This is a genomic window from Mesorhizobium sp. M0590, assembly GCF_040320905.1.
GTDB lineage: Bacteria > Pseudomonadota > Alphaproteobacteria > Rhizobiales > Rhizobiaceae > Mesorhizobium.
Genome location: NZ_JAMYQN010000011.1, coordinates 59787 through 71849 on the forward strand (window position 1 = coordinate 59787; position 12063 = coordinate 71849).

At 64.7% G+C, this 12063-nt stretch carries 12 protein-coding genes; 4 read left to right on the top strand and 8 right to left on the bottom strand.

Features of this window, described 5'->3' with window-relative positions; all coding sequences use genetic code 11:
- The first annotated feature begins 10 nt into the window (after positions 1-10).
- Positions 11-937 (top strand): LysR substrate-binding domain-containing protein, encoded by a 927-nt coding sequence (locus NKI52_RS19140; protein WP_352699095.1) that lies wholly within the window; start codon positions 11-13, stop codon positions 935-937.
- A gap of 223 nt (positions 938-1160) precedes the next feature.
- On the top strand, positions 1161-1394 hold the full coding sequence (locus NKI52_RS19145) for a DUF2093 domain-containing protein (RefSeq protein WP_031211156.1): 234 nt from the start codon (positions 1161-1163) through the stop codon (positions 1392-1394).
- A gap of 248 nt (positions 1395-1642) precedes the next feature.
- On the opposite strand, the gene lpxK is transcribed toward NKI52_RS19145, so the two are convergent.
- From lpxK to epmA, 7 genes are all read right to left on the bottom strand, one after another.
- Positions 1643-2671: a tetraacyldisaccharide 4'-kinase gene (lpxK, locus tag NKI52_RS19150; protein ID WP_352474385.1), complete on the bottom strand. Its 1029-nt coding sequence runs from the start codon at positions 2669-2671 to the stop codon at positions 1643-1645.
- Between the two features lies 1 nt (position 2672).
- On the bottom strand, positions 2673-3989 hold the full coding sequence (waaA, locus tag NKI52_RS19155) for a lipid IV(A) 3-deoxy-D-manno-octulosonic acid transferase (RefSeq protein WP_352474386.1): 1317 nt from the start codon (positions 3987-3989) through the stop codon (positions 2673-2675).
- Positions 3986-4765: a lysophospholipid acyltransferase family protein gene (locus tag NKI52_RS19160; RefSeq protein WP_023717166.1), complete on the bottom strand. Its 780-nt coding sequence runs from the start codon at positions 4763-4765 to the stop codon at positions 3986-3988. Before NKI52_RS19160 ends, waaA begins: the two co-directional genes overlap by 4 nt.
- Before the next feature lie 5 nt (positions 4766-4770).
- Entirely contained in the window at positions 4771-5016 is a 246-nt protein-coding gene (locus NKI52_RS19165) for a DUF4170 domain-containing protein (RefSeq protein ID WP_023674378.1), read from the bottom strand.
- Positions 5017-5090: 74 nt separating this feature from the next.
- Positions 5091-5897: a 3'(2'),5'-bisphosphate nucleotidase CysQ gene (locus tag NKI52_RS19170; protein ID WP_352569792.1), complete on the bottom strand. Its 807-nt coding sequence runs from the start codon at positions 5895-5897 to the stop codon at positions 5091-5093.
- Entirely contained in the window at positions 5884-7227 is a 1344-nt protein-coding gene (locus tag NKI52_RS19175) for a TldD/PmbA family protein (protein WP_352457105.1), read from the bottom strand. Before NKI52_RS19175 ends, NKI52_RS19170 begins: the two co-directional genes overlap by 14 nt.
- A gap of 167 nt (positions 7228-7394) precedes the next feature.
- A complete protein-coding gene (epmA, locus tag NKI52_RS19180; RefSeq protein WP_023674375.1) occupies positions 7395-8441 on the bottom strand; it encodes an EF-P lysine aminoacylase EpmA in 1047 nt (348 codons plus the stop codon).
- A 114-nt stretch (positions 8442-8555) separates the two neighbouring features.
- On the opposite strand from epmA, the gene efp reads away from it, so the two are divergent.
- The gene (efp, locus tag NKI52_RS19185; protein WP_352569791.1) at positions 8556-9122 is read left to right on the top strand and encodes an elongation factor P; all 567 of its coding nucleotides are present in this window, start codon (positions 8556-8558) and stop codon (positions 9120-9122) included.
- A 131-nt stretch (positions 9123-9253) separates the two neighbouring features.
- Here the strand turns inward: efp and NKI52_RS19190 are convergent, their stop codons facing one another.
- Positions 9254-10261 (bottom strand): AraC family transcriptional regulator, encoded by a 1008-nt coding sequence (locus tag NKI52_RS19190; protein ID WP_023674373.1) that lies wholly within the window; start codon positions 10259-10261, stop codon positions 9254-9256.
- Positions 10262-10485: 224 nt separating this feature from the next.
- On the opposite strand from NKI52_RS19190, the gene NKI52_RS19195 reads away from it, so the two are divergent.
- Positions 10486-11868 (top strand): FAD-binding oxidoreductase, encoded by a 1383-nt coding sequence (locus NKI52_RS19195; RefSeq protein ID WP_352569790.1) that lies wholly within the window; start codon positions 10486-10488, stop codon positions 11866-11868.
- The last annotated feature ends 195 nt before the right edge of the window (positions 11869-12063 follow it).

A 12063-nucleotide genomic window follows, 5' to 3' on the forward strand; every position in this document is an offset into this window, starting at 1 on the left:
ACCTGTGACTATGGATCACAGCTTAGACCCGATGCTGCCGCTCGAAACGCTGCGCGCCTTCGACGCCGCGGCTCGGACCGGCAGCTTTTCGGCGGCGGCCGAGAAGCTCAACATCACTCACGGCGCCGTCAGCCGGCAGATCGCCAAGCTCGAGGGTTGGCTCGGGCTGAAAGTCTTCGATCGCGGCGCGCGCGGCGTCTCGCTGACCATCGAGGGCAACCGGCTGCATCTGCGCACCACCGAAGCCTTTGCCCTGATCGCCAGCAATTCGGATCGCTGGGTCGAGCCGCGCGGCACGGCGGTGGTGCGGCTGACCTCGATCCCTTCGGTCAGCGGGCTGTGGCTGATGCCGCGTATGGCGGCGCTGGAGAACCACCCGTCGAAGCTGCGTATAGTGCTCGACGTCGACATCCGCCAAGGCGATCTTGCCGACGAGGGCATCGACCTGTCGATCCGCTGCGGGCGCGGTCGCATTCCGGGCCGGATCTCGGTGCAGCTTTTCGAAGAATATGTGTTCCCGGTCGCCTCGCCGGAATTGGCCAGGGAGATCGGCCGCGGAGATCCTGCCCGGCTGCTCGAATTTCCGCTGATCAACGATTCCGACGCTTCGGCGTGGCGCGCCTGGTTTGCGGCGCAGGAGATGGACTATCGGCCGCGGCCGCACGACCGCCGTTTCGAGGACTACAATCTGGTGCTCGACGCCGCCGCGCACGGGCTCGGTATTGCGCTGGCACGTCCGCCGTTGACGGTGGACCAATTGAAATCGGGCCGCATCGTCGCCGTCGACGAACGCAGTGCGCTGAGCCCGATATCCTACTGGCTCGACCGGCCGCTGGGGCGCCCGCGCGCCGCCGCCGCCGAACTCGCCCGGCGCATCGCCGTCCAGGCCGGGCTGCCAGCGAAGAAGATCGAGCAGTTTATCACCGCCGAGGAATGAGAAGCGCGTCGCGTTCGACCGGCCTCATGCGACGCGCTTCAGGTTCTTGTGTTTATGCATGTCGCGCAAAACCGCTGCACACTTTTGCGCGACATGCATTGGCATCCGCTTTGCCGGCTTGTTCGAGCAAGTGTCACCAGAAACAGAACCACGCGAGGCCAACCGAGCTTGACCTCGCCGCAATTTGTGGCGATGACATCGTCATGAATTTCGGCACCACCCCATGATGAACCGTTTCGAAGGACCCGGCGGCAAGGAAGCCCGCATCCGCTATCTCGACGGCGACTTCCAGGTGACCAGCCCCGGCGCCTTCGTGCGCTGCGCGGTGACCGGCGAGAGCATCCCGCTCGACGAGCTCAAATACTGGAGTGTCGCCAGGCAGGAACCCTATGTGAATGCCGCCGCCTCGCTGCGCCGCGAGATCGAAGCGCATCCGGAACTGCGCCGCCGACGCTAGTCCAGCGCAATGAAAGCCGCCCCGTTGCGATCCTGCGCCCTCTGCCGCGGTGTCAGGCCGGCAACACCGAAACCTTAGAGGCCATGAAATAAAAAACCCGCCTCAAGTTCGAGGGCGGGCCACCGGCGAATCATCACTATACCCAAATTACTAGCATAGCTGCCGGCACAAAGCAAGAACAAAATACGTTCGACCGGCGGAAAGCCGCAAATTCCAGTCCCGCATTGCCTCGGTGCTCACGCTTCTGGTCAGCCTTTAAGCCGGCGCTGCCGCCAGGCATCCAGCGTCTCGTCGATGATGCGTTGCGGCACATGGTCGAGCTCGAAGACGGTGTCGATCTCCAGCACATCGAGCCCGTCGAGGAATTCCGGCGGTGCCGCGCCGTGACGCAGGCGGGCAGCGTCCTTGGCGGTGGTAATGAGACCAAGCCCGGCTTTACGTGCTGTCGCCGCCAATTCGGCAAGCTCGTCCGCACTGTAGAAATGATGGTCAGGAAACGGTCGGGTCAGCGCAAGCTCGCCGCCGGCCTCGGCTACGGTGTCGAAAAACCTGTCGGGATGGCCAATGCCGGCGAACGCCAGGAACCGCCTGCCGGCCAGCGTCACCTTGCTGCTCGGGGCAGTGTGCGCCTCGAAGATCGGCCTGCCGGCACGCGCTGCCTGGCGCACGACCGTATCGGCCGCGGTGCCCTCGCCCATCTTCAGCAAGGCGCTGGTGAAGACCAGTTGGTCGACGATCTTTGCCCGCAGCGGCCCGCCGGGGATGACGCGGCCATTGCCGATGCCATGGCGCGCATCGACAACGACCAGCGCATAGTCGATGTGGATACGCGCGCTCTGAAAACCGTCATCCATGATCAGGAAATCGCAGCCGAGCTTCTCCAGCAGAAGCCTGGCGCCGGCGGCCCGGTTCGGCGTCACCGCGACCGGGGCGTGTTCGGCCAGAAGCAGCGGCTCGTCGCCGACATGCTTGGCGGCATCGTGGTGCGGATCGACGATATGCGGCTGCGCGAAGGAGCCGCCATGGCCGCGCGACAGGAAACCCGGATTAAGCTGCATGCGCCTGGCCTGCTCGGCCAGCGCGATCGCCACCGGCGTCTTGCCGGTGCCGCCGACGGTGAAGTTGCCGACGCAGAGCACCGGCGCCTCGACCTTTTCACGCGGCGCGTGCCGCATGCGGCGACCGGCGACAAGCGCATAGACGGCGGAGAGCGGCGACAGCGCCGTGACCCGCCAGTCCGGCTCTTCCCACCAGAAGGGTGGCGCTTCCGAGGTCACGTCAGCGCCCGTTCGCGCCCTTCAGGCGCGACTTGACGACCAGCGGCTGGATATAGGGCTCGAGCGACCTGAGCGTATGCGCCAGCGCACCGCGCATCTCGTCGACCGTCGCCGCACCCGCCGCCATCATCTCATGGCGGGCCGCCTCGTTGGTCAAAAGGAAATTAACGGCGCCGGCCAGCATATCGCGGTCGCGCACCAGCTTGGCGCCGCCGCTATCGAGCAGGCGCTGATAGGCCTCGCGAAAATTCTGGACGTTGCGGCCGGCAAGCACCGCGGTCTCCAGCATGGCTGGTTCCAGCGGGTTCTGGCCGCCCTCGGAAGTCAGCGAACGGCCGACAAAGGCAATTTCCGTCAGCCTCAGATAAAGCCCCATCTCGCCGATCGTGTCGCCGAGCAGAATATCGGTGTCGGCGGTGATCCTGTCGCCCTTGCTGCGCTGCGCCAGCTTCAGGCCCATGCCGGAAATCTGGGCGGCCAGCTGCCCGGCGCGATCGGGATGGCGCGGCACGATGATCGTTAAAAGCCCGTGGTGGCGCTTGTGCAGCATGGCGTGAACTTCGGCGGCGACCGCCTCTTCGCCGTCATGGGTCGAGATCGCCGCCCAGGTCGGGCGGCCGCCGATCTGGCGTTTCAGCGCCGCCAGTGCCCGCTCGTCGGCCGGCGGCGGCGCGGTGTCGACCTTGAGATTGCCGGATACAGTGACCGGCCGGGCGCCGAGCGAAAGGAAGCGCTCGCCATCGAGATCCGACTGGGCGACGACATGGGCGAGATTTTCGAACAATGCTTCGGCAATGTTGGCGCGCTTCTTCCAGGACTTGAAAGAGCGGTCGGACAGCCTGCCGTTCACCAGAACCTGCGGCACGCGGCGGGCGCCGAGTTCCAGGATGGTCATCGGCCAGATCTCCGATTCGGCGATGATCGCCAGGTCCGGCTGCCAATGGTCGAGGAAGCGGCTGACCGCCGGCTTGAGGTCGAGCGGCACATATTGGTGGATGATGCGGTCGCCCAGCCGTTCTTCGGCGACCTGCGCCGAGGTGACCGTGCCCGTCGTCAGCACGATGTTGACGCCGTAATCGAGAATGCTCTCGACCAGCGGCACGACGGCGATGGTCTCGCCGACGCTGGCTGCATGGATCCAGATCACCGGGCCTTCGGGGCGCTCGCGTCCGGCGACGCCGTAGCGTTCGCGCCGGCGAATGCGATCCTCCTTGCCTCTGGAAGTGCGCCAGGCGACATAAGGCCCGGCCAACGGGTAGGCGGCCGCCCCCGCGAAACGGTATGCGGTCAGGAAGGCGCGCGCCCAGCGCACACTCATTTCGAACCGTCCACAAGGCGATAGGCCTCGGCGGTCGCGGCATTAAGCGAGGCCGTGACCTCCTGGCGCTTGCGTTCCATTTCGGCGGCGTCGGCGTTGGCCGGCACGAAGACAGGCGTGCCGACGACAATCGAGGAGCGGCCGAAGGGCAAGTTGATCGTCGTCTTGTCCCAGCTGCCCTCGATCACCTTGCGGCGGCTGGTGGCTATCGCGGCAGGCAGGATCGGCCGGCCGGACAGCCGCGCCAGAAGGACGACGCCGAGCCCCGCATCGCGCGGCGTGCCGTGGGGAATATCAGCAATCATGGCGACATTCTTGCCGGTGGCGAGCGACTTTTTGAGGGCGATGAGCGCCTTGGCCCCGCCCTTGTCGAGATGCCTTGCGCTTTCGCGCCCGCCAGAGCCGCGCACCGCCTCGATGCCGAATTTCTCGACCATCAGCGCGTTGAGCTCGGCATCGGCGCTGCGCGATACCATGGCAACCAGCGGCCGTCCCTTGGGATAGTAGGCCGGGGTCAGCAGGTGCTGGCCGTGCCAGAGCGCGATGATGCCAGGCTCGAGCTGCGCATAGGCGCCGCCGGAAAACTTGGCCGATCCGTCGACCATGCGGTTGGTCAAGCGGACAAGGCGGACGAAATACGCAAACAGCGCGGCAAGCGCATTCTTGACGAATCGCGACTGCGCCAGCGGTTCGCGGATCTTGCGCCAGAACGTCTTCGGCTTGCGACGTCTGACCGCCGACCGCGGGGCTGATCGCTTGACCGCTTCATGGTTCATCGATGTCAACCGACAGCCTTGTTTTCGGGGTCGAGCAGGCGGTGCAGGTGAACGACGAAATAGCGCATATGGGCATTGTCGACGCTAGCTTGCGCCTTGGCCTTCCAGACGGCGTGCGCCGATTGATAGTCCGGATAGATGCCGACAATATCGAGCGCGTCGAGATCGCGGAATTCGGTGCCGCCCAGCTTCTTGAGTTCGCCGCCGAACACCAGGTGCAAAAGCTGTTTCTTTCCGTCTTCAGCGGCCATGTCGATCCTTCACATATCGTGAGTTTGGGACAGGTCTAGACCAAAGCCGCCGACTTTGGAACTATTGATAGTGGTCAATTGTCCAGCCCGGCGATGACGCCGGCGAGCACGGCGAGGAGTTCGCCGCTGCCGGCGGCGAGCGGTCCGTGACGGATCACTTCGCCGGCATAGAGCGGCGCGCGGCCATGCCGATCGAGCAAGGCGCCGCCTGCCTCGCGCAGGATGAGATCGGCCGCGGCGATGTCCCAGTCATGCGCGTTGGCCTTGACGAAGGTGGCATCGAGCTGGCCGCCGGCGATCATCGCCAGCCGGTAGGCGAGCGAAGGAATATAGAGCACGCGCTTCAGCCGTTTGTGCCATTTCGCCGGCATCAGGTCGATCATCGCCTTCGGTCCGGCGATTTCGGCCGTTTCCGACGGCGGACGCACGCTGATGCGCCTGCCATTCAGGAACGCGCCCTCGCCCGGCAGCGCCCAATAGATTTCGCCCTTCGCCGGGCAGTCGAGCACGCCGGCAAGCGTTCGGCCGTTCTCGACCACAGCGACGCTGACGCACCATGTGGGCAGCCCTTCGAGGAAGCCGCGCGTGCCGTCGATCGGATCGACGACAAAGGTGCGGCGCGCGACGAGCCTTACCGGGTCGTCGACGGTTTCCTCCGACAGCCAGCCATAATCCGGCCGGGCCGCCAGCAAGGTCTCGCGCAGATATTTGTCGGCGGCGTGATCGGCTTCGCTGACCGGCGAGGTGCCGCCCTTCATCCACACCTGCGGATTGTTGTTGAAGTACTGCATGGCGATGAGTCCCGCCTCGCGGGCGGCATCGCGCAACAGCTGCAGGTCTTCAGTAGCGCCGGCCGAGACGGCCGGGTCAAGCTCCGGCAAGGGTCATTCCTTCGATCAAAAGCGTGGGCGCGGCAGTGCCGAAATTGCGGTCGAGATCGCTCGCCGGAACCATGTTGAGGAACATCGTCTTCAGATTGGAGGCGATGGTCACCTCGGCGACGGGATAGGCCAGCTCGCCATTTTCGATCCAGAAGCCGGAAGCGCCGCGGCTATATTCGCCCGTCACCATGTCGACGCCCTGGCCGAATACTTCGGTGACGTAGAAGCCGGTCTTGAGCGACTTGATCAGCTCTTCCGGCGTATTTTCCCCGGGCTCGATGGCGAGATTGGTCGACGACGGCGAGACCGACGAGCCGCTGCGCGAGCCGCGCCCATTGGTGACGAGGCCGAGTTCCCGAGCCGCCGAAGTCGACAGGAACCAGTGGTTGAGCACGCCCTTGTCGACCATGAACAGTTTTTCGCCCTCGACGCCTTCGCCGTCGAACGGGCGCGAGGCCTGTCCACGGCGCCGGAGCGGCTCGTCGGTGACGGTGATTGCGGCCGAAGCCACCTTCTTGCCCATCATGTCGCGGAGAAAGCTGGTCTTGCGCGCGACCGCGGCGCCATTGATGGCACCGGCAAGGTGGCCGGCAATGCCGCGCGCCACACGCGGATCGAACACCACGTCGACAGGCCCGGTCGCCGCCTTGCGCGCGCCAATGCGGCGTACGGCGCGCTCACCGGCCTTGCGGCCGATGTCTTCCGGCGCGTCGAGATCGGAAAAATGCTGGCGCGAGGAGAATTCGTAGTCGCGCTCCATGCCGGTGCCCTCGCCGGCGATCACGCTGGTCGAGCGTGAAAAACGCGAGGCGACGTAATGGCCGACGAAGCCGTGAGAGGTGGCGAGCACCAGGCCGCCGAGCCCGGCACTGGCGCCACTGCCGGCCGAATTGGTGACGCCCTTGACGGCAAGCGCCGCCGCTTCGGCGGCAAGCGCTGCTTCCTTCAACTGGTCCGCCGACACCTCGGTGGCGTCGAACAGATCGAGGTCGCGCGGTTTCTTGACCAGCAAGGCCGGGTCGGCGAGGCCCTGATAGGGATCTTCGGGGGACACCTTGGCCATGGCGACGGCGCGCTCGGCCAGCATATTGGGGTCGGATGCCGCCGTTGCCGAAACGCTCGCTACCCGCTTGCCGACGAAGACGCGCAGCGAGACGTCCTCGCTCTCGGACGCCTCTGTGCCTTCGACCTTGCCAAGCCGCACCGACACGCCGGTCGAGCGGCCGCGTACCGCAACGGCATCGGCGGCATCGGCGCCGGCCCGTTTGGCAGCCTCGACCAGGGCCGCGACGCGATCGGTCAGTTTCGCTGCGTCGAGCGTATCGGTCATGCGCATGATCCTGTTATTTCCGGCCGGCTGAAGGGCAGCCGCTGCTGCACCATCTATTGTCCCGATGCGCCTTCTGCAATGGCGAAGCGGGCAAACCGGGTGCATCAAGCGCCGAAACAGGACCGCAGGCCGCAGGCGGATGAACGGCGAGCGAGATCGACAATCCCTCAGGAAGCGGCCACCGGCGTCCAGATCACGTCGTCGATCCTGAGCGCGCCGGTGGCAAGCATCACCAGCCGGTCGAAGCCGAGCGCGGCGCCGCTCGCCTGCGGCATGATGGCGAGCGCGGCGAGGAAGTCCTCGTCGATCGGGTAGCGTTCGCCATAGACGCGCTGCTTCTCATCCATTTCGGCGGCAAAGCGCAGGCGCTGCTCGGCCGGATCGGTCAACTCGCCAAAGGCGTTGGCGAGTTCGACGCCGCAGCAATAGAGCTCGAAGCGCTCGGCGGTGCGCGGATCGTCGGCGCTCGGCCGGGCCAATGCCGCCTCCGAGATCGGATATCCGAAAAGAATGGTGTTGCGCCCCTGCCCAAGCGCCGGCTCGATTTTTTCGACCATCACCCGGCTGAACAGGTCGGCCCAATTGTCGTCGGGCGCGGTCCGCAATCCGGCCTGGACCAGGGCGGCATGCAACCCCGCGCGGTCGGTGCTGCCATCGGCTGCAACCGTCGCCAGCAGATCGATGCCGGCATGGCGCATGAAAGCTTCGGCGACGCTCAACCGTTCCGGCTCGGCGAACGGATCGGCTTCACGGCCGCGGAAGCTAAAACGCTTCGCTCCGGCCCGTTCGGCCGCCAGCGCTACGAGCTCGGCGCAATCGCGCATCAGGCTCTCATAGGTCTCGCCGACGCGGTACCATTCGAGCATGGTGAACTCAGGATGGTGCAAGGGGCCGCGCTCGCGGTTGCGCCAGACAGCCCCGAGGCTGAAGATGCGCTCCTCGCCGGCGGCAAGCAGCTTCTTGCAGGCGAATTCCGGCGACGTGTGGAGGTAGAGCGGCTGGCGCTGCCCGTCCGGCCCGATCGCCTCGGTGGCAAAGGCCGACAGGTGCGCTTCATTGCCGGGCGAGACCTGCAGGGCCGATGTCTCCACCTCGACGAAGTCGCGGCGGCCGAACCAATCGCGCATCCCGGCGGCAATGGCATTGCGCAGGATCAGCCGCGGCCGGCGGTCGGCGTGGACATGCGGCGTCCACCACGGCGAGGCGGCGGTCATCGGCTTCAGGGGAATTGCACAGAGGGCTGGCGATTGCGGCCAAGATGCGCTAGGCCGCACGCAACGGCCTCTCCAGCCGATTTGCGCCAACAAATTTTATCAGGATGGAAACCCGTGAAGGTCATCGCCAGCTCCTTACGCAAAGGCAACGTCGTCGAAAAGGACGGCAAGCTTTATGTGATCCTCTTTGCCGAAAACATTCATCCTGGCAAGGGTACGCCGGTCACCCAGCTCGACATGCGGCGTATCTCCGACGGGGTAAAGGTTTCCGAGCGTTACCGCACCACCGAGCAGGTCGAGCGCGCCTATGTCGAGGAGCGCGAGCACACGTTCCTCTACCGTGACGGCGAAGGCTTTCACTTCATGAATCCGGAGAGCTACGACCAGGTCGCGGTGCCGGAAAGCGTGATCGGCGACATGGCGCCCTATCTGGTGGAAGGCATGCCGGTGCAGATCTCGCAATACAACAACATCGCCATCTCGCTGGTACTGCCGCAGCGCGCCACTTTCGAGGTGGTCGAGACCGAGCCGGTGACCAAGGGCCAGACGGCGTCCTCGTCCTACAAGCCGGCAACGCTGTCCAACGGCGTGCGTACCCTGGTGCCGCCACACATCAGCGCCGGCACCCGCGTGGTGGTGATGACGGCCGATGGCGCCTATGTCGAGCGCGCGAAGGATTGAGGCGCGAAGTCTGACACGCCTCGCCGAAAGCGTCGCGGCGGCCGGTCATCGTCTACCGCTTTGTGCCAGGGGCTTTCGAGCATTGGGACGCTGCACGCAGACCGAAGCGTCAACGCCCTGCCAGTTCTTTCCTATTGTACGACGCCAGCGGGCAATCTCTGAGCCTCGAGCAACGCCGACCGTCCCTTTCGCCAGGTGCCAGGTGGAATGCCGACGAACTTTTTGAAGGCGCGATTGAAGGCGGCTTCCGACTCGTAGCCGACCTCGGCACCCGCTTGCGCGATGCTCATTTCGGGCCGTTCGAGCAAGCGTCCTGCCAGTTGCAGACGCCAGCGAGCAAGATAATGCATGGGGGAGACCTCGACATAGTGGGTAAAGCGGCTCGCAAACGCCGTGCGCGAGAGCCCTACTTCGCGGGCGAGCCGGTCCAATGTCCATTCCTCCCTTGGGCGAGCGTGGATGAGCCGGAGCGCCTCGCCGACGTGTGGATCCCGTAGGCCTGACAGCCAGCCGCGCGAATCGTCGGGGAGGGTCTCGAGATGGCGGCGGATGATCTCGACAAACATCAGCTCGCTCAGCTTGGCGAGTATCGTTTCACAGCCCGCCCGCCCACTGCCGCCTTCGGCCAGCGCCAGCCGAAAAAGGTCGATAACCCAACTGCTTCCATCGGCGGGCTTGCGGGCACACAGGATGGCCGGCAATGCGGCCAGGAGAGGATTGAAGGGACGCGCATCGCAGCCAAGATACCCGCAAATGAATCGGGTCCGCTCGTCTCCGCCGCCACCATGGATCACCGCGAACGGCAGGCTCTCGTCTATCGGCCGATAATACATCGCCATATTGGGTTCGCCCCGCGCCCCCGGCGAGGAGCTCAACACGTTCGGAACACCACCGGGGAAGACAACGACATCACCGGCGTTCACGAGCACCGGCGGCACCGAATCGTCTCCCAGCGCGGCCCAGCACGAGCCCGACATCACGGCATGAAAAGAAATGATGTGCTCTGCCTCCGGCATGACGGCGGCGGCAATGTCGGCCGTGCCCGGCGACTCGCCAACCCAGGGAGAGCTGGCGTCGACGTCGAAATAGATCGCACCGGTGAGGCGAACGGCTCGGAGCACATCGGAAAGGACATCCATGCACTGCACCTCCGGAAACGATCGGCTACTCCCTTTGACAACGAGTTTTTCGGTCAGGCATCGAACTATCCGGCAATATGGCCGCCCGGGCAACCATCCATCTGGTCTAATCCTACTCTGAACGATCGGGCAACAGAAATGGACGATGTGACATTTGCGGGAACAGCGGACGAGACTAGCGTTTCATCGACCGGCCGACAGGTCCAATAATAGGGAGGAATGTCATGAACGATGAAGACATCACCAAATTCGCAGCAAGCCTGCGAGGCGAAGTCATCCACGCCGGCGACGCCCGCTATGACGAGGCCCGCAAGCTCTACAACGGCATGATCGACAAGCGGCCGCTGATCATCGCCCGCTGTGTCGACGTCGCCGACGTAATCACAGCGGTGAATTTCGGCCGCGACAACAATTTGCTGGTTGCGGTACGTGGCGGCGGCCATAACGGACCAGGATTGGGGAGCTGCGACGACGGTCTGGTGATCGACCTGTCGGCGATGAACGGCGTGCGCGTCGATCCGGATGCCCGCACGGCGCGGGTAGGCCCGGGCTGTACTCAGGGCGACCTCGACCATGCCACCCATGCCTTTGGCCTGGCCGTACCGGCGGGCATCATCTCGACCACCGGGGTCGCCGGACTGACGCTGAGCGGCGGCCATGGCTATCTGACGCGCAAATATGGCCTGACCATCGATAATCTGATCGAGGCCGATGTCGTGCTTGCCGATGGAAGCTTCGTCACCGCCAGCAAGGAGCGGAACCCCAACCTGTTCTGGGCGCTTCGCGGCGGCGGCGGCAATTTCGGCATCGTCACCAGCTTTGTGTTCAAGCTCCACCAGGTCAGCATGGTCTTTGCGGGGCCGATCGCATGGGATCAGCGCCACGCCCGCACCATCATGCAGCATTATCGCGAGTTCCTGCCGAACGCGCCCGAAGAACTCGGGATCTTTCTCGGGCTCAAGACCGTCCTCTCGAGCGCACCCTTCCCGGAAGAGTTTTGGGGAAAGCGGATGTGTCTGCTGATGTGCTGCTACAACGGCCCGGAGGAAAAGGGCAGAGAGGCGCTGGCCCCGCTGCTCGATGCGCTGCCCGCGCCCTGGTTCAACTGGATGGGAACGATGCCCTATCCCGCGGTGCAGAGCATGTTCGATGGGCTCTACCCGAAGGGAATGCAGTGGTACTGGCGGGGCGATTTCGTCAAGACGCTGTCCGACGAGGCGATCGACGCCCATCTCGCGCAGGCGGCGAAGACGCCGAGCGAGCTATCGCTCATGCACCTCTACCCGATCGATGGTGCGGTCCATCGCGTCGGCAAAGACGAGACACCCTGGAATTACCGTGATGCGACCTGGTCGATGGTCATCGCCGGGATCGATCCGGACCCACAGAAAGCGGGGCCGGTGACGCGCTGGACCAAGGCCTACTGGGAGGCCGTGCATCCGTTCGATCTGGGCGGCGCCTACCTGAACTTCATGATGGATGACGAGGGCGATGCAAGGCTCAAGGCGGCTTATGGCGACAACTATGAGCGCCTGGCTACGCTGAAGAAGAAATACGACCCAAACAACCTCTTCCGGGTGAACCAGAACATTCGACCGGCTGCTTGACGGCGGTGGCGGCCGGCCAGATCAGCCTCCGCACTGAAGCGCGTCGCGCTGAAATGGGTTCAGTCGACGCGCTTAAGCCCGCTGGGTATTTCGTCGAATCCAGTCAAGCTGTTGTACATGACAGTTCGGATGCTGATCCGCGCTGGTGTACTCGGCCCTTGAGAATCCTTCAGCCTTCGGCAACATGGCGGCAAG